Genomic DNA, 18,347 nt, shown 5'->3' with positions numbered 1-18,347 from the left:
TATTTATTCCATAATCTGTGCTCTCAGATATAACTTCTTAACAAACTCCATATCATGAGTCATCATTATCTTTATCAATTCGGGAAAACTGGTTTTTGTAGGGTTCCAGCCAAGCAAAGTTTTGGCTTTTGTCGGATCACCTAATAGCTGTTCCACTTCACAAGGGCGGAAATACTTAGGATCTACCTCCACCAATACTTTACCACTCTTCACATCAATACCTTTTTCTGCTACTCCTTCACCTTCCCAACAAAGCTCAATTCCAACCTCCTTAAAAGCTAAAGTTGCAAATTCACGAACCGTATGCATCTCACCGGTCGCAATAACAAAATCTTCAGGTATATCATGTTGCAATATCAACCACATGCACTCCACATAATCTTTTGCATAGCCCCAGTCGCGAAGAGAATCTAAATTTCCTAAATACAATTTATCTTGGAAACCTTGTGCAATACGAGCAACGGCAAGAGTTATTTTTCTTGTGACAAAAGTTTCTCCCCGACGTTCACTCTCATGATTAAATAAGATACCATTCACAGCAAACATATCATAACTTTCCCGATAATTTTTTGTTATCCAAAAACCATATTGCTTGGCTACCCCATAAGGGCTACGAGGATAAAAAGGAGTAGTTTCTTTTTGAGGAACTTCCTGCACTTTACCATACAATTCAGAAGTAGAAGCCTGATAAATTTTAGTTTTTTTCTCCAAACCTAAAATACGCACAGCTTCCAACAGACGTAGTGTACCCACTGCATCAGCTTCAGCCGTATATTCAGGAACATCAAAGCTGACCTTTACATGACTTTGTGCCGCAAGATTATAAATTTCATTGGGCTGTACCTGTTGAATAATGCGGATTAAAGAACTACTGTCAGTCATATCCCCATAATGAAGATTAACCAAACGCCTCTGTTTCATATCACGCACCCATTCATCCAAATACAAATGCTCAATACGCCCCGTATTGAATGAAGAAGAGCGGCGTATAATACCATGAACTTCGTAACCTTTCTCTATAAGAAACTCAGCAAGAAATGAGCCGTCTTGCCCTGTAATACCTGTAATTAATGCTATCCTTTTCATATTATTTTTCTCTTGTGAATATATACTCAAAAACTTTTACTAAGTATTTTAGAAGCAACAACGGAAAACAAGTCCATATTCCATTTTCTCTACATGCACGGACAATCTCTTTATTCAATATTATGTTACTTTTTAATGAAGCCGTGCTCGTACCGCCTGTTCTCATCTTCATAAAGTCAAGCGGAATATATTGAGTCTTCAATCGGTGTGTATATAAAAAGCGGATTAATAACTCGTAATCCGCTGCTATTTTATAATCCGTTTTGTAATAACCAAACTCTTCAAAATATTTCCGGTAAGTAAAGAAGGTTGGATGGGCTGGCATAAAACCATAGCGAAACCGATGCAGTGAGAAATTGCGGGAAGAATAAAAGCGTATAGTCTTACCTAAGTCCTTAGGTTTTACAAAGCGTACATCACCATATATAGCCTCTACCTCTCCGCTATTGAACGCATTTGCAACTTTCTCTATGACATCTGTCCGATGGTAAAAATCATCTGAATTTATAATCCCCACAATATCACCGGTAGCCATCGAAATACCCTTATTCATCGCATCATAAAGTCCTTTATCTTTCTCACTTATCCATTTTAGTTTTCCATCAAATTTAGAATCATACTCCATTACTATATTGACTGTATTATCAGTAGAAGCACCGTCAACAATAATGTATTCTATATTAAAATAGGTTTGAGAAAGAACAGACAGAATTGTATCACGAATAGTTTCAGAACTATTATACGTAACAGTTATGAGAGATATTTTAAGAGCCATACTATGAGTGCTAACCATTACAATCAATTTTCATTATTTGTTTACATACAAATTCTTGCCATAAATAGATAACGGAAACATTCTTCTTATAAGAGCTACTACAAACTGAATTCGATAAATTATTCGATAAGAAATTTTCAAATGACTTGTTTCACCCGTAGGCGATGCATTGTCTCCATGTCGACGATATTTTATCAACTTATCAGAAATAAATTCCACTGAATAAAATGCAGAAGCACAAAGACCTAGCCAAATATCATGCATAGCAATATTTTTAGGAAAAGGTAATGCTTTATAAAGTACTTCCCGGCGAAAGGCCATACAACATCCTAAGTAGTTATTACAAATAATATTACTTATTACCCCTTTCTTTCTTGCTTTATTCTGGAAAAATGTTTCTTTTATAAGTTCCATATTCTTATCTATCACAGAGCAATCTGATACAACCAATGTAGCACGTTTCAAAGCATCTAACATCACCTGTACTTTATTACTTTCCCATATATCATCCTGATCTGATAAAAATATATAATCACCCTTAGCGCGAATCAATGCAGACTCAAAGTTAAAAACAGGAGAATGAAAGTGCTGATTAGGATATACCTTAATACGGCTGTCAGCATACGAAAATAGAATATCCAATGTGTTGTCAGTAGAAGAATCATCCGATACAACAATCTCATCCTCCGTACCCAATTGCGGTAAAATAGAGTCAAGTTGTTCTTTAATATATTTTCCACCATTATAGGTAGCTATACATACTGAAATCATAATGAAAACTAAGCTTTTTCAAACAAAAATTAATCCATTTTCAATTGCCGTTTATGAATTTTGTAAACAAAAGTCAACCCAACAGCCCATATCAACATACCAGTAGAGCTAATCAACAATGGGTTAGTTCCAGCTAAAATCATATACAATATATAAGCCATAATAAAACGCCGATATTTTAAGATATGCCAATACTTACTTCGTAAGAAAGCTAATGCAGGATAATAAATCAATATTATCAAAACAATTCCTAAAAAGAAACCATAAATTCTGATAATATCCATATAAGTTTGCTCGCTCGCTGCAACTAACTGCCCTCTTCCTCCACTATAAAATTCACTACCTAATCCAGCACCAACAACGGGAGTCGTATTCATAAATATATTGCTAATATATGAATGAAAATCTGCAAATTTAAGTTCATTCGAAATCTCTCCCTTTTCCGTAGCCAGTTTATAAGTTAAAAAAGCAAGAGCAAACCCACAAGCATATAATATTGCATACTTGAACAATCTATTAGATTTCATTCGATCATAAAAATAAATAACAGTAATCAATATTGCAATCAAAGTAGGTGTACGAGAGCCAGCGACTAACAATGCAAATAAATTGAGTAAAATAAGTACCCCTCTAAAATGTTTTATATCAAGAAAGTATAAAGAATATATATACGAAAAAAACATAAAAGGACCTGTTTTAAAATAAACACCCAGCACACTAAACCCATAGTACTCTCTTTCTGAAATAATGATATTATCATTTTCCAAACTCTGATCAAATAATAATGAAAATAATTCTTGATTAATCTGCGCTATAATAAATATCAAAGTAGTAAATAATGCGATGAGACTACCATTAATAAACAGCACTTTAACTATTTTATCAAAATTCAAATTTCTTAGAAAAAAGAAAATAAGAATAAATAAGAATGATTTCAAATGCCCGAAAGCATAAGACGAATCTGTAAAATTATCCTTTAATACAGCTATCATAATACCCCACATAGGCAAAGACAAACAAACCCATATTGCAAACAATACATCTTTCGGGATTGTATCTCCTTTACCAAACGAAATGAATGATAATAATAATAAAAATACAAACAACAGTTCCTTAATCCCCCAAATAGACCCTGTAGGGTCGATAGAAATAACCATCGAAAAAATGGTAAAAGCTATAATTGATATTTTATCTAAAGAGAATAACATAAATCTCACTCTTTTGAGGGACAATCATTGAAACGTTGTAAGGTAGTCTAAAGAATCAATAAAATGCTAATAAATACATTATCAGTCACAACCTGCTTTTACAATATTTTACAAATATCGTAAAATCAAAAACCTTAAACAGATGACGTAGTGCTATTCCGTAATGCTTATTCTTCAGATATACGTATACATATTTCAACTCATTTATACCAATCGCGGTATTTAGTTCAGGAGAATTTGGCAACTGGCTATATATTAACCTGTTTTCCTTTATCGATAATTCTCTGCAATCAATTGATGCATTAGAACTATGTATCCTATAAAACGTATGAACAACTTCCGTCCTTCGGATTTTAGTTTGAAGACTAAGCTTCAAAAGTAGTTGATAATCTTCATTTTGTTGGAGCGTTGTATCTATTCCACCAACACTATGATAAAGAGCCTTATTTAAAAGAATACTTGAAAATATAATAAAATTACCTAAGAGTAATTGATTATACGTCGCTTCACTAACGCTAAAAGCTTTACGTTTAAGTCTTTTATAGGAGTTCAACATTCGCCTTGTCGGATTAGTGCAAATAATGTCAAATGGAGTATAGACAACCTCAACTTCTCCTGGTATCAGTAATTTCACCTGTTCTTCTAATTTGTTCTTATCCCAAACGTCATCTGCATCAAGAAAATTTATATATTCTCCTGTAGCTTTCTCCACCCCCAAATTACGAGCTTCTCCCAAAGCCGTGTGACATTCCGCATAATAATACTTAATACGAGTATCATTGTATCTATGGACTATCTCCTTAGTACTATCTGTAGACTGATTATCCCAAAATATAATTTCCCAGTTTGTATAAGTTTGAGTAATAACGCTATCAATTGCTTCACGAAGATAAGTTTCTCCATTAAAGCAATTGATAATAACTGACACCAAGGGTTGAAATTCTTTCATAATTCTTTTTATAACGCCTCTTTAAGAGTATTACAGATATACATCACATCTTCTTCTGTCATATCAACATGAAGAGGAAGAGTTATTAGCTGTTTGTAAACCAAATCAGTATGCTTAAGTGTAGAATTATCTTGATTACCAGAAAACAGTGATAATAAGTGATTGGGACGATAATGCATACCTGTGGCAACACCATTATCATTAAGAAATTGTTTAACTTCATCACGTTTCCCGTTAGTAATACGCACAACAAAAATATGCGGTACAACATCATCATAATTACACGGTATAATTTTCACACCATCTACATTAGATAACTCTTTCTGATAAATCTTAGCAAGGCGTTGGCGTATTTCTTTAAACTTAGGGAACTTCCTTAATTGAGTATAACCAATAGCTGCCATAATGTTACTCATATGATAACGCCATCCAGGTTGGTTTACATCGAAAATCCAAGTTCGGGTACCAGCGAATCGACTATTGGTATCATTCTGTACACTAAGAAGGCGGGCATCTTTCACAATTTTCTGACATACAGGATCTTCTGTAATAATCATACCACCTTCTCCTGAAGTAATATTTTTAATACCATCCATACTAATACAAATAATATCGCCAAAAGAACCAATTTTCCGACCTTCATAAATTGTACCAAATGCATGCGATGCATCTTCAATCACCCGAAGATTATGTTTTTTTGCAAATGCATAAATTTCGTCAAGATTGCCAGGATTGCCTGCATAATGGATAGGCATTATAGCTTTGGTTTTAGGAGTTAGTTTACGCTCAGCATCTACAAGATCAATAGTAAGAGTATCATCATCAACCTCACAAGCGACAGGTACACCACCAGTGGCACGAATAGCTTGAAAACAAGCAACGTATGTAAGCGATTGAACAAGAACCTCGTCGTCCTCCTTTATGCCTGCACCCTGAACGGCCAAATGTAGAGCTGCTGTACCAGAATTAACGAGAGTTACATCACGACCAAAAAATTCGTGAAGCTCATCCTCGAACCTATGAACGTCCTGCCCCATACCAAGGTATTCTCGCTTTAGTACATCTGTAACCGCATCTATTTCTTCCTGACCAATACATGACTTTGATAATCTTATATTATTCATCTTTATATGAGTTTAAGTTATTTAACAATAGGGACTTCACGCTCCCATTTTTTCCATGGGGCTTTATCCTCTGCAAGAAGCGTTTCAAGCAGATTTTTTTCACGAATGTTATCCATACATTGCCAAAATCCTCTATGTTTGTATGACATCAACTCTCCTTCATCCGCAAGTTTTGATAATGAACCTTTTTCAAAGATTGTCATATCACCCTCAATATAATCAAATACTTTAGGTTCAAGAACCATATAACCTGCATTAATTGGTGCTCCATCCGACATTTCTTTCTCTCTGAAAGAATGGACAGAATTATCTTCATCAATATTGAGGACACCCTTCTCCTGTGCTTGAATCACAGCAGTAAGAGTTGCAAGTTTACCATGAGATTTATGAAAATCAAGCAGCCTATTGATATCAACATCACAAACTCCATCACCATAAGTCATAAAAAATGTCTCATTACCAACGTACTTTTGAATACGTTTAATCCGACCACCAGTCAAAGTATTATAACCAGTATCAACTATAGTAACTTTCCATGGTTCCAAACGAGTTTGATGTATTGTCATCTCATTCTTTCCTCTAGTGTAATCAAAAGTCACATCTGAATTATGAAGAAAATAATTAGCAAACCATTCTTTAATATATTCCTGACGATAACCGGCACATATGATAAACTCTGTAAATCCATAGTAGGCATACTCTTTCATTATATGCCAAAGAATAGGCATACCTCCTATCTCAATCATAGGTTTCGGTTTAAATGCAGACTCTTCTGAGATTCGTGTACCAAATCCACCTGCTAAAAGAACTACCTTCATTTCTCTATATTGATTTTTGTGAAATCAAATTTTATATTACTCTCCTCCATAGGAATATTCACTTGTTCTGCTGGGTCATGAGGAATATCAGCAACATTTAACAACATACTTTTTCCTTCATCAATACCAACAAATGCCATCCAAATCCCCGGAGGAATAGTTATTCTTCTGTATAATTTAGGATTTTCAGGAGACAGGGTTACTTCCATAAATTCTCCGTATGTAGATGAGTTTTCTCGCCCATCATAGAGAACAAAATGTATCTTTCCAACCATACAAACAAGGTTCAGTGTCATTCTCAAATGACACTTCCATGCTTTTACCAGCCCACAAAGAATACTTGAAAAATAAGCTTCACCAAAACTTATGTATCCTGGGTCCACACACTTCATTGCATGATAGACATCACCTTTTAAATGATTAATTTGCTTAAGAGGTGTTAAAAGCACCCCTTCAATCTGATTTACCATAACTTTGCACATTTAGAAAGCCCATTCAAGATTTTGTTTTTTAGCTTCGTCAATATATTCCTTAATTTGCTTCTCTGTGAGAGCATACATATCTTTGTCTTTCTCCACATAGAATGCGCGATACCATTCAGCTATAAAACGTACACACTCCTCATAATGGAGAGTAGAATGCCAATTGAGATAAGATAATGCCTTATCACAATTCAATTTCAACAAAGTAGCTTCCTCAAAAGGTATATCACCTGTTAGTTTAGCCACCTTATCTCTATCAAGCCCCCAAAGAGAGGCTAAATCTTGAACCAACTCAAAGACAGTCTTAGTCTGTTCTGCCCGAGGACCAAAATTATAAGGTTCACCATTCTCGCTTTTACCTTCAGCCAAGTATTGTGCAAGTGTAAGGTATCCGGAAAGAGGTTCGAGAACGTGTTGCCAAGGGCGAGTCGCTTTAGGAGAACGTATTTCAACAGTCTCACCTTCAGAAAACGCCTTTACGCAATCCACAATTATACGATCTTTTGCCCAGTCGCCGCCACCGATTACATTACCTGCACGTGTTACACCGAACTTTATGTTAGGCATCTTATTGATGAATGAGTGCCAATAGCTCTTAATAACAAGTTCAGCAGCCCCCTTTGAACCAGAGTATATATCTTTACCACCTACTCTGTCTGTCTCACGATAACCCCAAATCCATTCAACATTGTCATAAGCCTTGTCTGAAGTAATGAGTACACATGTGCACTCCCAATCAATCTTCATAATGGCCTCGCAAACAACAGCTGTTCCAATAATGTTTGTAGTCATTGTTTCAAACGGCTCGCGATAAGAAGTTAACACCAAAGCCTGAGCTGCAAGATGAATCAAGAAGTCAGGTTGTACCTCCTGAACATAATCATTGAATTCCTCCTTGTTACAAATATCACCATAATGTTGGTGAATCTTCTCTTCAAGTTTAAGAGTTTCGAACATTGAAGGATTTGTAGGTATACTCAGAGAATATCCGTAAACATCTGCTCCCATCAAATGAAGCCATGTTGATAACCAAGATCCCTTGAATCCGGTATTACCAGTGATTAGGACTTTCTTCCCCTTAAAAATACTGTTAAATGCCATATGCTGTAATATTATTTTGCTTTTTTCAATGTTTCTCTTATTCCCGAATATAATTTCCATATCCATAATGGTTGTATGATATTGGGATCAATCATATCAAAAGTGTAATCAGACTTCTTAAGAGCTTTTACGAATTGTTGACCTACCGATGTTAACGAATGATACCGAACAAAGTGCTCTCTGCTTAATATTGACATCTCATTATAATTTAAAGTTACTTTATCCATAATATCTTCAAAAGAAGAATTATTAGGTTTATAATCCTTTTCAGTAATAAGATGGCCTATATCATAATTTTTCCTCTCATGTAGCATCTTAAAGACATAATCCCCATGTAAGTCTTTATAAAAATCATCCGTTACAACAGTAGGTATTCCCAATTTTGCTGATTCCAACGCAGACGTGCCTTGAGCAAACATTAAATCGATGTTCTCTAATAAGAAATTATTTATTTCGACAAATCGAATAGGTCTTGCTTTTCGTTGGTGATAATATTCATTATCAAGACCCAAATTATCTATTTCCTCTTGATGATTTCCATATCCCAAAATATGCATTTCTATTTGTCGCTTATTTCTCATTGCATAATCAGCAAGTTTTGATATAGCATATTTTAAAACCGGTGTTTTCTCATCGCATAATCTTCCTAACCAACAAACATTTAAAATCTCAATGTTTCTTTTACCTTTTAATTCTCCATAATAATCCGAGGCCGGTACGGGTAGAAAATAATCCACTTCTCTCGATTTTATAGGAAGATGTTTAATGGATTCGTATAATGTATCATAGTCCATAAAATAGAGTGCTCCATGAGCTATCATATCATCCACCATTTTTGCAAAACCATGCATAAATGGATAATATAGTAAAGCACATAATTTATACAACCAATGATATCTAAATGTAAGTTCGTTAAAAGGCACAGGTATCAATATTGGAGACAAACAGCGAGCATGTAAAGTCCACCATACTATTTTAGTACCGGAAGATAGCTTCAAATTCTGAGGCCAAAAACTTGCATTAAATGATTGAAAAACAACTATTGCATCATTATCTATAAAACAGGTCTCATTATCGTCATAACGTAATACTTTAACTTTGTCTTCACCCGTAAGATTACGAGCCATAGCGCCATCAGGATAGTCTATTACGAAACACTCATAATCATTAGCATAATGCTCTGCAAGCCAACGAGACATTCGAAGAAATAACATCGGAACTCCCGATTCATCCATATAAGGGAAATAGAAATAAACGCTTGTCATTGTCTCTTTTTAATATATGCATATATATGTTTCTTTTCGTCTTTATCAACCAAAAGCAACCACATGAATAATAATGTAAAAATAGATATAAACAGTTTTCCGAGAAAATTATGAGCGACACTGATATTCACTAAGTTTAACAGGATAAATTCTGTAATGCAAAGAACCATAATACTACTTAATCGCCCCCATTCCAAAGGCAACTTGTAATATTTATTCGATATTACAAACAACATCAAAGCTGCAACAAAATAAGTAAACATAAAAATATAGGCAGATACCGCTACACCATATTTCGGCAAAAGAAGAACATTCAAGCCACAATTAATAACTACTCCTACAATAGGCACTATACTTTGATATACAAATTTATTATTTACATAAATTCCAAAGTTGAAAATATCAGTCCACCCGTAAAAAAGATAACCTATCATGATTAGGGGGTATATCTGCAAAGATATTATATATTCTTGTTGAGGAAAGAGCATTAATAATATATCATTTCCCCAAACCATGCAAACGATGATAAACAAAGCAGAGCCCATCGTATAATAACTAGCTATCTTTTTTATAAAGAAAGCATTATCAGGGCTCTTACGATATTCCATTCGTAAAGGTGCCCATACCAAAACAAAAGGAAGATAGATTAATATCTGATATAAACATCCAATTCTATATCCCAAGGAATATATACCCACATCAGCAACAGATAGAGTTTCTTTAATAACAAATTTATCAAGGCTACCATATGCGTAACCCAATAAACTACTTAAGACTATTTGGGCGCCAAAAACTAATCCTATTTTATAAGTCTCCTTAGAAACATTTAGGGTTAAATCTTTTTTACTATTAAACAACAATGCCAGTAAAAGTATTGTATTACTGCATACCAATCCAATAAAGGGAGCACAAACCTTAATCTCAGAAAACATCAAAACTGAAATCGTTATAATAAAATTTAAGCACAATCCTGTTAGAGTTACTATTAGGTAAAAAAAGGATTTTTTCTTATATCTAAGGAGCAAAGTAAGCGTTGTTATCGGATAGGTCAAAGCATTGCCTGCCATACACAATACAAATGGTATTGTAAAGGAAGAATCTTTTAAATAATAAGTACATATAAGTGGTGCTAATAAAACCGATAAGCCAATTAATAAGATTCCTCCAAATATGGAAAGCCATAAAGTTCCCGAAACGATATCCTGATCTTTTCCCTTTTCCTTATAATCGTAATAAAATCTACCTAATACACTTGATGCTCCAAGATAAAATACAGTATTACATGCTCCTGCTATAACCAAAAGCATATTATAGCCTCCAAACTCATTCAAACTAAAGTACTTAGTGTAAAGCGGCAACAAAATAAACGCCAAAGCACTCTGAAGTGATGAAGTTAATCCAAAGATTACTCCATGCTTCAATAGTTGCTTAAGTCGTTGTCCTAACGATAACATTTATTTGTTTTTTCTACTTGAACGAGTTAATTAATGACACAACAATTTCTGCATCTTTCATACTCATAACGGGACTAATAGGAAGACTTAATTCTTCCATGTGAATCCTTTCTGAGATAGGAAAAGAAAAGTCGCCCCACTCTTTATAACATTCTTGCTTATGTGGTGGTATTGGATAATGAATAAGGGTCTGTACACCATTCTCTAAAAGATAATGTTGTAGCTCATCACGCTGTGAACATAGAACTGGAAATATGTGATAAACATTATTTTCATCTTTGAAATGAACTGGCAATTTCACCTTTTTATTATCTATATTCTCATAATAATAGTTTGCTATTTCTTGACGATGCTTGTTATCAGCAACCAAATAACGTAATTTTACATCAAGAACAGCAGCTTGAATCTCATCAAGACGACTGTTTTTGCCCTTGTATTTAAATACATATTTTTTCTGTGATCCATAGTTTGCCAGAGCACGAATGCAATCTGCAACGTTTTTATCATTAGTAGTAACTGCACCTGCATCACCAAAAGCACCAAGATTTTTACCGGGATAGAATGAGTGACCTGCAGCATCCCCCAAGGCACCAGTTCGAATACCATCATACTCACAACCATGAGCTTGGGCATTATCCTCTACAAGTTTAAGGTTGTATTTCTTACACAGTTCACTAATTTTACTCGTATAGGCACAACGACCATAAAGATGAACTATCAGAATTGATTTTGTTTTAGAGGTAATAGCCTTTTCAATCTTTTCATCGTCAATTTCAAGCGTATCTATGTTTGGTTCTACCAATACTGGTACCAAATCATTTTCTGTTATGGCAAGGATTGAAGCTATATAAGTATTTGCCGGAACAATTACCTCATCTCCTGGTTTCATTATACCAAGTTCCATATATGCTCTATATATCCAGATTAGCGCATCAAGACCATTACCTACACCTATACAATAAGAAGTTCCTATAAAATTGGCATAATTCATCTCAAAACTTTTATTCTCATTGCCCTGTAGATACCATCCACTATCAACTACACGATTAACAGCCTCCTGCAGTTCTTTAGCATGACTATCAGTCACTACCTTTAAATCCAAAAATTTAATCATATAATACTTAATCTAATTTACCTGAAAAGAATAATCTTCTTTGTAGATACTCTTTAACATAATCTACAACTTTTCGAAGGCCAATATATTTTAATATAGTTGCACCATAATGACGAATCTCTAATAATAAAGGTAACTTTTTGTTTGTGAATTCTTTAATCGTATTAGTATATTCATTTGTCATTCCAAAAGACTTAAAAAAGTCCGTTCTATCCTCTGGTTCTCTTTGAGAATGTTCGATATTCTTATTTCCAAGTAAAGCTTGGGCATAATTGAATTCTTTAAAATCAGAACTTAAATGATTGAATAAATCTATACCACGACATGTATTTAAAATCACGAGGCTAACACCCTTATCATCAACAAAATCCGAATCTAAATATTCTAATCCCCAAAAATCTCCTAACAAGATGTCGGATCCTGCCCTAAGACTCTTTGCGGAGCAGTCAAAACAAGAAGGCCTAACAATAAGATTACTTCCAAATCCACTTATGAAAGAATTATCTAACGGACCTTCAATGCGTTTCCCATCATTCGTTTGAATGGAAAGAATAAACTCTTTCCAACTCCTTGGATTTCGAAAGAATATACTCTTTATCTCATCCAAACTTATATCATGTTTTTTACAGACTTCCTCAAGATACATCTTAAAGATGCTTGGCGATGGAACTCCATGGCAGAGAATCTCTACGGAAAATAGATTATCATATCTTTTCTTGAGAAATAAATTCAATCCCTTAACCTGACAAGAAACGCCACTGAACAGAACTTTACGACCTTCTTTTAATTGATTCTTAATTTGAACGTAAGTATCATTCAAATTACTTTGCACGTATTTTGACCCACGAAGACTATCTAAATCTTCCAAATTCTCAACAACAGTATGTACTACTTGCTTTTGTTCATTAAAAGCAGCGCCATATACAACTCCGCCATTTTCTAATACATAACGTGCAATGGATGCAAATGCTCCACCTGATGAACTTTTGCCCCGACTGTCATCATAGTCTTTTAGTGCGTAAGTTTTCTTTAACGAAGGCTGTATATTTAAGCTATTCAGGCAGGGGCATACTTTTTCGCATAACCCACAATCAATACAGTTTTCCTCATCAAGCACAGGGTAGAGAAATCCTTCCTCATCCTCTTTCATGATTATGCAATGTTTGGGGCATGCTAACGCACAACCTCCACAACCACAACATTTCTTTTTATCGGTAATTCTAATCATTATAATATTCACTAAAATATTTTAATAGTGCCATGATATAACCGCATTGATCATAAGAAAGATTTTGATGGCATGGTATATAGAAAGCATGCTGTCCATAGAAAACGCTTGACTCTATTCCATTTGACTGCATAAACTCTTTTAGTTTAGGATAATTGATATGATCATTCCATTTAAAAAGAAATACACCTGGAATAACACCATCTTCTAATTCGAAATATGGACGAATTCCTAAAGGTCGTAATCCTTCCTCAAATCTCTTGTAAACACATAATCTTTTTTCTTTAATATCTTCAATTTTTGGAATCAGATCTGACAGTTTACTAAATATATACTTAGCATACATTTCATTAGCATCAGCCTCTAAAGGAAATCGATTCGATGTTATGGCGGCACCTAATTGCATCGGCAGTGCTTTTGGAAAGCTATAAATGACAAAATCACTATATTTACCAATTTCAGCTTTTGAACCATCAGAAAAAAATGTATGTGCACAATCTTCTACAATAGGAAACCCTAAATCAGCAACAGCCTTCAAACCTTTATATGGATAGCCAAATTCATGGTTTACAAACACTAATTTCGTGTTTTTCTCGATTTTTCTTGACCATTTGCAAAATCTTTCAATGACACTGGTGACACAACTGCTGATGTAGAAATTAGCCGAAGTCGTTAATATTGTAACTACATCATTATTTTCTAAATGATAATTACTCAAAACTTTTTCAATTGCCAACCTACCTTTAGGGGCTAAGCAATAATTACCAAAACTTTCGTCTAAATAACTTTTACCAGTAGAGATTTTAATATACAGATTCTCATCTAAGGCACTAATCTCCGATGACGAAAAAGGTGATATAAATATACGAGGAGTAAGTTCCCATGTTGGATTTATGACATAACCTGAATACAAATTCCCAATAGCCATTATAATGTATATTGATAAATATCACAAGCAACTCCTCTGCCCCCAAATCCTTCTTTTTGAAAGATAAGAGGTTCATTAAGAACTCTTCCCATCTCCTCATTGGATGTTCCAAAATCAAATATTGGATAGTTACAGTATTCTTGATTAATCAAATAATCAAAGAGCAAATCCAACGCACCCATTTCTTTTCCCTCAAGATTAGCAGATATATATTGTGTATGAACAACTCGCTGAGTAATATACAATACAGAACCTCCGACAGGTTTCTCACCCTTATATGCCAAATAGAGTTTTATATTCTTAGGAAATTTTTCTTTTAAAATAAGAATCTCATCCAACTTATGTACAGGAGCTGCTCCATACTTATTTTTTAGATTCTCATCTAATATATCCCAAAAACCTTTCCAATCATCAGACTGTCTAACCTGTATATCATTTGCTATCGCTTTTCTTATTCCAGACTTACGAGATTCAATGAACTTAATCTTATTGTCTTGATAAATTGTTGCCGACATATTTCGACCTATGAGTTGAGCATTTGTCGTTCTAAATAATGCATAAAGGTCTTCCTGTGCAGGAATATTTTGGAAAATAAAAGGAATCGGTTTATATATCACACAAGAAATCCCGTTATCCTTCAAATAATCATTCATCAAACTCCAAAGATCAACAATTTCTACAGTAGTCGCCTTCCTATCAATCAGCAGCCCTCCATAAGTCAATCCTTGATGTGAGTATAAGACACCACCGTCAATGTTAGCGGGTAGAAGGGCAAACAATTTGCCTTTACGATAAATCATTAAAGAGAAATCATAAAATCTATAAGAATGATAATCCATATAATCACGAAGAAAAAGAAAAGTCGCATTGATGGAATTTCTAACAAAAACATCCCATGCATTCTTATTCTCCTGTGTGTATTTTCTAATCTCAAACATTGTTTGTATCTTTAATATACTTCAGATAATCGTCATAACTACGAATATAATCTTCCTCAAAATAGTTTTCGGAGGCTAAAACAAGGCATATTGAACCGGAAGAGAATCCTTGCTCTGAAGCCCAAATGCCAGGTAGTACATGAAGACCGTAAAAAGGTCTATTCAGTAATACAGTTCTTTTATTCCTACCATCATCAAGAAGTACCTCAAAACTGCCACTAGCTGCAATAAGAAACTGATGACATTCCCTATGTGCATGAGCTCCCCGTGCTTCTCCTCCGGGGATGTCGTAAGAGTAAAAAACTCTTTTTACATCAAAAGGAAAGTGTTCATTATTATATGCTATCGTAAGATTACCTTTACGAGCTTCAACCTCTATTTTGGGAAGTTCAACAAGTGAACAATTATATACTGAAATCTTATTCATTGCTCATTATTTTAAATGTGTCATAGTCGTATAAATAATCATTCTCATCATACTTCGTCGAAGCTAACACAAGAGCGAGAGAATTCGTCGAAAAATTACACATTTCACGCCATATACCTTCGGGGACATATAGTCCATAATAAGAACGGTTTAAATGATAAGTATTCTTGGCTTTTCCGTCGTCAAGAACAACATCAAAGCTACCGGAAAGGGCAACAATAAACTCGTTATTTTTTCGATACGCATGCCCTCCTCGGCTTTCTCCACCAGGGACATCGTAAATCCAATAAGAGCGTTCGATTTTGAAAGGAATGTCTTTGTATTCTTCTATAACAGACAAATTTCCTCGTGGATCAAAATATCTAGACAGTTCAATAATCTTTGGGGTTTTCATATCAATGAAAATTAATCAATCAAAGAGCAACAGAAATTGCCTAATTCCTTTTCTATCAGCTCAAAATCACTCATAGGCATAGCACTATCTTTCCAAATACCAACAAATTTTTTTGAAATATCAGGATTAAAACATCTTTTTTTATTTAAATGAAAATTGTCATTAAGATCAAGATATTCCAAAATTTTCTTATACTCGTTGTCATAGTCTAAGCATATTGCCTCATAATTGACTATTAGAGAATCATCAATACTGGCATTTAGAGGGCTATACATAATTTTATACCATTGGATAAAACTCTCTAAATTCTGAGGAATCCACTCGACTTTCTTGTAATTCGTCCAAGCATACAAATCCCTAGGATCTCGAGGAACAAAAATAGTCTTGATATTTGGTAAATATTGTTTGTTACGGTCTGTATCAAATTCAAAATCAGAGAACAACTGATCAGCTACAAAATAATTGATATTTTCCGAATGAAAATAATTAAAAACAGAATTTAAAAAATTACTACACAATCTTCTATAATCCGCTCTGGACATTTTTTCTAAGAAATATATTGATGCTGGAGTTCTTGGCAAATACAAGTATCCATTATAATAAGACTGACTAAGCTTTGGAAAAGAAAATTTTATGATAGCCTTTAAAAAACTTATAAAATATGGTCTTAATTCAGGTAATCTAAAGAGGTATGAACTACTAAAAAGACAAAAGGTTCGTTTAATCAAGGCATCTTCATGAAATAAATTATTTGACTCCACATATTTTTCTATTTCAAAAAGTCCTCCAGAAAGTCGAATAAAATCAATTTCTGCCATAGATTTATTTCTAGCTGTTTTACTACCTTCCACAGAAACATATCCAACAACATTGCAATTTGAGAACTCACGTAACAAGTCTACCACTGCTCCAGAACCTGAATATCCAAAACCTTGAACAGATACAATTTTATCAAACTTTGACTCTACTGATTTCATTAGGTCTGGCAATTCACATTCTTTTGATTCAGATATATATTTTTCAACCATTCCAACTCTATCATAACGATTGATTATATAGCCATATGGTAATACCTTTTGAAGAAAACTCTTTATATCCATAAATCTATTTATTTATAATGGTACGTAATAAAGAAGAAGAAATTCCATCTGTATGACTAAAATACTCTATTCTTGCCCCAAATTTCAAGAACTCTTCTTCATAATGATTATACAGTTCAGTACCTTTCCATTCATCCCCATGGAACATCACATCAAAATGTCTCTGCTTTAGAAAAGCAAGCTTATTCATATTTTCCTGCGGTACTACTTCATCAACAAATTTTATAGCTGCCACAATGGCGGCTCTTTGTTCATAAGGTATTACTGGTCTTTTATGCTTATAGGATTCACAACATTCATCAGTACTAACCCCTACTATAAGATAATCACATTTTTCTTTTGCTCTCTTTAACAAATTGAGATGCCCTATATGAAACATATCATAAACACCAGTTGTGTAGCCAATAATCATGTCTATAAAATATAAGATCTTTAACGACTAATATGTATAGAATTCCAGATCCTATTCTTCCACCACTTCCCATGGATAGGGATTATCCACCACATTCTGGAGCTCATCAATAGCTCCCTGTTCTTCAGGTGTAAGCGTTTTTTCATCCCAAGACGCAATAATAGTACGGGCCTCCTCAGCCAAAGGTTCATCGTAAACCTCACCATAGCAAGCCGTAAGCAAACGGAGTTTCAACAATGAAGCGGGAAGAGCTTCAAGAATATCCCAACAGCGGTTCAAGATCTCCTGAATATGTTCCTGCTTTTCACCGTGGTCGATAAATGAAGCATTATAACCCATCAGAAGGGCAAGGCAGACATTAGCCTGTTCTTCGACGGTAGAACCTTTGACACCGGAATTATACAAAGCTGTAGTCAGGCGATAAACCTCACTGTTACGACGGGAAAGGTCATCGCTGTAGACGGGACTTCCGTCCATACCCAAATACATCAGGTCGTGCGCGGCACGCTGAAGGGCAAGAGTTTCTTCAGAAAGAGACATAATGAATTATAAATTATGAGTTATGAATTGACAACTGTAAAATTATCTACTATCAACTATTTGATGACTTCTATCAGTTCAGGGTGGATGGTAGCCATGGCAACGGCAATGACACCCTGAATCTCGATGACAACACGGCGGTCGCGCGCTCCTTTCACTTTCAGGAAGATACCCTCCTGACCTTCGAAGTCACCGCCGGTGATGCGAACCCTGGCACCTTTGGATAAATTCAA

Annotated in this window: 20 protein-coding genes and 1 pseudogene; all 21 read right to left on the bottom strand. The window is 34.5% G+C overall.

The annotated features are described in order from the left end of the window. Window positions 1-3: 3 nt before the first annotated feature. Window positions 4-1,086, bottom strand: a complete 1,083-nt coding sequence (gmd, locus tag DW121_RS14845; RefSeq protein WP_118324326.1) for a GDP-mannose 4,6-dehydratase — start codon at window positions 1,084-1,086, stop codon at window positions 4-6. Between the two features lies 1 nt (window position 1,087). Further along, window positions 1,088-1,861, bottom strand: coding sequence for a glycosyltransferase family 2 protein (locus DW121_RS14840; RefSeq protein WP_118324388.1), 774 nt, complete (start codon window positions 1,859-1,861; stop codon window positions 1,088-1,090). A gap of 33 nt (window positions 1,862-1,894) precedes the next feature. Continuing rightward, a complete protein-coding gene (locus DW121_RS14835; protein ID WP_118324324.1) occupies window positions 1,895-2,632 on the bottom strand; it encodes a glycosyltransferase family 2 protein in 738 nt (245 codons plus the stop codon). A gap of 29 nt (window positions 2,633-2,661) precedes the next feature. Continuing rightward, entirely contained in the window at window positions 2,662-3,840 is a 1,179-nt protein-coding gene (locus DW121_RS14830; protein WP_118324322.1) for a hypothetical protein, read from the bottom strand. An 85-nt stretch (window positions 3,841-3,925) separates the two neighbouring features. Beyond that, window positions 3,926-4,789 (bottom strand): glycosyltransferase family 2 protein, encoded by an 864-nt coding sequence (locus DW121_RS14825; protein ID WP_118324320.1) that lies wholly within the window; start codon window positions 4,787-4,789, stop codon window positions 3,926-3,928. An 8-nt stretch (window positions 4,790-4,797) separates the two neighbouring features. Then, a complete protein-coding gene (locus DW121_RS14820; protein WP_118324318.1) occupies window positions 4,798-5,913 on the bottom strand; it encodes a DegT/DnrJ/EryC1/StrS family aminotransferase in 1,116 nt (371 codons plus the stop codon). A gap of 17 nt (window positions 5,914-5,930) precedes the next feature. Then, window positions 5,931-6,731 (bottom strand): glucose-1-phosphate cytidylyltransferase, encoded by an 801-nt coding sequence (gene rfbF, locus DW121_RS14815; RefSeq protein WP_118324316.1) that lies wholly within the window; start codon window positions 6,729-6,731, stop codon window positions 5,931-5,933. Next, on the bottom strand, window positions 6,728-7,201 hold the full coding sequence (locus DW121_RS14810) for a dTDP-4-dehydrorhamnose 3,5-epimerase family protein (protein ID WP_118324386.1): 474 nt from the start codon (window positions 7,199-7,201) through the stop codon (window positions 6,728-6,730). Before DW121_RS14810 ends, rfbF begins: the two co-directional genes overlap by 4 nt. A 12-nt stretch (window positions 7,202-7,213) precedes the next feature. Then, entirely contained in the window at window positions 7,214-8,314 is a 1,101-nt protein-coding gene (gene rfbG / locus DW121_RS14805; RefSeq protein ID WP_118324384.1) for a CDP-glucose 4,6-dehydratase, read from the bottom strand. An 11-nt stretch (window positions 8,315-8,325) separates the two neighbouring features. Beyond that, the gene (locus tag DW121_RS14800) at window positions 8,326-9,579 is read right to left on the bottom strand and encodes a hypothetical protein (RefSeq protein WP_118324314.1); all 1,254 of its coding nucleotides are present in this window, start codon (window positions 9,577-9,579) and stop codon (window positions 8,326-8,328) included. Continuing rightward, window positions 9,576-11,033, bottom strand: a complete 1,458-nt coding sequence (locus DW121_RS14795; protein ID WP_118324312.1) for a lipopolysaccharide biosynthesis protein — start codon at window positions 11,031-11,033, stop codon at window positions 9,576-9,578. Before DW121_RS14795 ends, DW121_RS14800 begins: the two co-directional genes overlap by 4 nt. Before the next feature lie 13 nt (window positions 11,034-11,046). Beyond that, complete coding sequence (locus tag DW121_RS14790; RefSeq protein ID WP_118324310.1) at window positions 11,047-12,147, bottom strand: DegT/DnrJ/EryC1/StrS family aminotransferase; 1,101 nt, start codon at window positions 12,145-12,147, stop codon at window positions 11,047-11,049. Window positions 12,148-12,154: 7 nt separating this feature from the next. Beyond that, on the bottom strand, window positions 12,155-13,375 hold the full coding sequence (locus DW121_RS14785; RefSeq protein ID WP_118324308.1) for a Coenzyme F420 hydrogenase/dehydrogenase, beta subunit C-terminal domain: 1,221 nt from the start codon (window positions 13,373-13,375) through the stop codon (window positions 12,155-12,157). Then, window positions 13,368-14,303 carry a DegT/DnrJ/EryC1/StrS family aminotransferase gene (locus DW121_RS14780; protein ID WP_118324306.1) on the bottom strand — a complete coding sequence of 312 codons (936 nt, stop codon included), beginning with the start codon at window positions 14,301-14,303 and terminating at the stop codon, window positions 13,368-13,370. The genes DW121_RS14785 and DW121_RS14780 overlap by 8 nt, the downstream gene beginning before the upstream one ends. After that, on the bottom strand, window positions 14,303-15,241 hold the full coding sequence (locus DW121_RS14775) for a GNAT family N-acetyltransferase (RefSeq protein WP_118324304.1): 939 nt from the start codon (window positions 15,239-15,241) through the stop codon (window positions 14,303-14,305). The genes DW121_RS14780 and DW121_RS14775 overlap by 1 nt, the downstream gene beginning before the upstream one ends. Then, window positions 15,234-15,668, bottom strand: a complete 435-nt coding sequence (locus DW121_RS14770) for a sugar 3,4-ketoisomerase (protein ID WP_118324302.1) — start codon at window positions 15,666-15,668, stop codon at window positions 15,234-15,236. The genes DW121_RS14775 and DW121_RS14770 overlap by 8 nt, the downstream gene beginning before the upstream one ends. Further along, window positions 15,661-16,062, bottom strand: a complete 402-nt coding sequence (locus tag DW121_RS14765; RefSeq protein ID WP_410492046.1) for a sugar 3,4-ketoisomerase — start codon at window positions 16,060-16,062, stop codon at window positions 15,661-15,663. The genes DW121_RS14770 and DW121_RS14765 overlap by 8 nt, the downstream gene beginning before the upstream one ends. A gap of 11 nt (window positions 16,063-16,073) precedes the next feature. After that, on the bottom strand, window positions 16,074-17,162 hold the full coding sequence (locus DW121_RS14760) for a hypothetical protein (protein WP_118324298.1): 1,089 nt from the start codon (window positions 17,160-17,162) through the stop codon (window positions 16,074-16,076). Between the two features lie 4 nt (window positions 17,163-17,166). Further along, entirely contained in the window at window positions 17,167-17,574 is a 408-nt protein-coding gene (locus DW121_RS14755; RefSeq protein ID WP_118324296.1) for an adenylyltransferase/cytidyltransferase family protein, read from the bottom strand. A 51-nt stretch (window positions 17,575-17,625) separates the two neighbouring features. After that, entirely contained in the window at window positions 17,626-18,114 is a 489-nt protein-coding gene (locus DW121_RS14750; protein WP_118324294.1) for a UpxZ family transcription anti-terminator antagonist, read from the bottom strand. Between the two features lie 56 nt (window positions 18,115-18,170). After that, window positions 18,171-18,347 (bottom strand): annotated as a pseudogene (locus DW121_RS14745) (transcriptional regulator); the annotation flags it as partial.

This window comes from Bacteroides sp. AM10-21B, from assembly GCF_003472565.1.
Taxonomy (GTDB): Bacteria; Bacteroidota; Bacteroidia; order Bacteroidales; family Bacteroidaceae; genus Bacteroides; species Bacteroides propionicigenes.
The sequence above is the reverse complement of the archived record's forward strand: the minus strand, read 5'-3'. Positions and strand labels throughout refer to the sequence as shown.

What these genes read in the sequence shown, in the direction of transcription:
- gmd (WP_118324326.1), bottom strand. Translation starts at nt 1,086, where the DNA reads ATGAAAAGGATAGCATTAATTACAGGTATTACAGGGCAAGACGGCTCA.
- DW121_RS14840 (WP_118324388.1), bottom strand. Translation starts at nt 1,861, where the DNA reads ATGGCTCTTAAAATATCTCTCATAACTGTTACGTATAATAGTTCTGAA.
- DW121_RS14835 (WP_118324324.1), bottom strand. Translation starts at nt 2,632, where the DNA reads ATGATTTCAGTATGTATAGCTACCTATAATGGTGGAAAATATATTAAA.
- DW121_RS14830 (WP_118324322.1), bottom strand. Translation starts at nt 3,840, where the DNA reads ATGTTATTCTCTTTAGATAAAATATCAATTATAGCTTTTACCATTTTT.
- DW121_RS14825 (WP_118324320.1), bottom strand. Translation starts at nt 4,789, where the DNA reads ATGAAAGAATTTCAACCCTTGGTGTCAGTTATTATCAATTGCTTTAAT.
- DW121_RS14820 (WP_118324318.1), bottom strand. Translation starts at nt 5,913, where the DNA reads ATGAATAATATAAGATTATCAAAGTCATGTATTGGTCAGGAAGAAATA.
- rfbF (WP_118324316.1), bottom strand. Translation starts at nt 6,731, where the DNA reads ATGAAGGTAGTTCTTTTAGCAGGTGGATTTGGTACACGAATCTCAGAA.
- DW121_RS14810 (WP_118324386.1), bottom strand. Translation starts at nt 7,201, where the DNA reads ATGGTAAATCAGATTGAAGGGGTGCTTTTAACACCTCTTAAGCAAATT.
- rfbG (WP_118324384.1), bottom strand. Translation starts at nt 8,314, where the DNA reads ATGGCATTTAACAGTATTTTTAAGGGGAAGAAAGTCCTAATCACTGGT.
- DW121_RS14800 (WP_118324314.1), bottom strand. Translation starts at nt 9,579, where the DNA reads ATGACAAGCGTTTATTTCTATTTCCCTTATATGGATGAATCGGGAGTT.
- DW121_RS14795 (WP_118324312.1), bottom strand. Translation starts at nt 11,033, where the DNA reads ATGTTATCGTTAGGACAACGACTTAAGCAACTATTGAAGCATGGAGTA.
- DW121_RS14790 (WP_118324310.1), bottom strand. Translation starts at nt 12,147, where the DNA reads ATGATTAAATTTTTGGATTTAAAGGTAGTGACTGATAGTCATGCTAAA.
- DW121_RS14785 (WP_118324308.1), bottom strand. Translation starts at nt 13,375, where the DNA reads ATGATTAGAATTACCGATAAAAAGAAATGTTGTGGTTGTGGAGGTTGT.
- DW121_RS14780 (WP_118324306.1), bottom strand. Translation starts at nt 14,303, where the DNA reads ATGGCTATTGGGAATTTGTATTCAGGTTATGTCATAAATCCAACATGG.
- DW121_RS14775 (WP_118324304.1), bottom strand. Translation starts at nt 15,241, where the DNA reads ATGTTTGAGATTAGAAAATACACACAGGAGAATAAGAATGCATGGGAT.
- DW121_RS14770 (WP_118324302.1), bottom strand. Translation starts at nt 15,668, where the DNA reads ATGAATAAGATTTCAGTATATAATTGTTCACTTGTTGAACTTCCCAAA.
- DW121_RS14765 (WP_410492046.1), bottom strand. Translation starts at nt 16,062, where the DNA reads ATGAAAACCCCAAAGATTATTGAACTGTCTAGATATTTTGATCCACGA.
- DW121_RS14760 (WP_118324298.1), bottom strand. Translation starts at nt 17,162, where the DNA reads ATGGATATAAAGAGTTTTCTTCAAAAGGTATTACCATATGGCTATATA.
- DW121_RS14755 (WP_118324296.1), bottom strand. Translation starts at nt 17,574, where the DNA reads ATGATTATTGGCTACACAACTGGTGTTTATGATATGTTTCATATAGGG.
- DW121_RS14750 (WP_118324294.1), bottom strand. Translation starts at nt 18,114, where the DNA reads ATGTCTCTTTCTGAAGAAACTCTTGCCCTTCAGCGTGCCGCGCACGAC.